General features: G+C 66.0%; 1 protein-coding gene. It reads right to left on the reverse strand.

The genetic code is table 11. The features are described 5' to 3' along the window. A partial coding sequence (locus EN964_RS36435) for a cytochrome c biogenesis CcdA family protein (protein ID WP_164776568.1) occupies positions 1-579 on the reverse strand: 579 nt, incomplete at its 3' end. Between the last annotated feature and the right edge of the window lie 69 nt (positions 580-648).

The following is a 648-nucleotide window of genomic DNA, read 5'->3' on the forward strand; positions in this document are numbered from 1 at the left end:
GGAAAACAGGGCGGCGATCAGGAACGGGATACCCAGCCCGAGCGAATAGGCGGCGAGCAGCAGCGCGCCCTCGCCCACCGTCTCGCGGCCGCCGGCCAGCGTCAGGATCGGACCGAGCACCGGACCGATGCAGGGCGTCCAGCCGAAGGCGAAGGCCAACCCCATGACATAGGCGGCGACGGCGCTTGCCGGCTTGCCCTGCGACTGGAAGCGCGCCTCGCGTGAAAGCAGCGGAATGCGCAGGATACCGAGGAAATTCAGGCCCATGAGGATGATCAGCACACCGGCGCCCATCGCCAGCGGCTCCTGCCAGATACGCAGCAGCCGGCCGATGGTCGAGGCCCCGGCGCCAAGCGCGACAAAGACGGTCGAGAAGCCGAGCACGAAGGCGATCGAGGAATAAAGCAGCGCGCCGCGCGCGCCTTCCCTCGCCGTAGTTCCCGCATTGCCACGGAAATCGTCGACCGACACGCCGGCCATATAGCAGAGATAGGGCGGCACCAGCGGCAGCACGCAAGGCGACAGGAACGAGATGGCTCCCGCCCCGACCGCGCTGACATAGCCGATGTCCAATGCCATTTCCAGGAACTCCACTGTCGTGCCGCTGATATAGCGACGCGCAGCCTTGTCCACCAATCACCATTGTGT

The sequence above is a fragment of the Mesorhizobium sp. M7A.F.Ca.CA.001.10.2.1 genome (genome assembly GCF_003998575.1).
Lineage (GTDB): Bacteria > Pseudomonadota > Alphaproteobacteria > Rhizobiales > Rhizobiaceae > Mesorhizobium.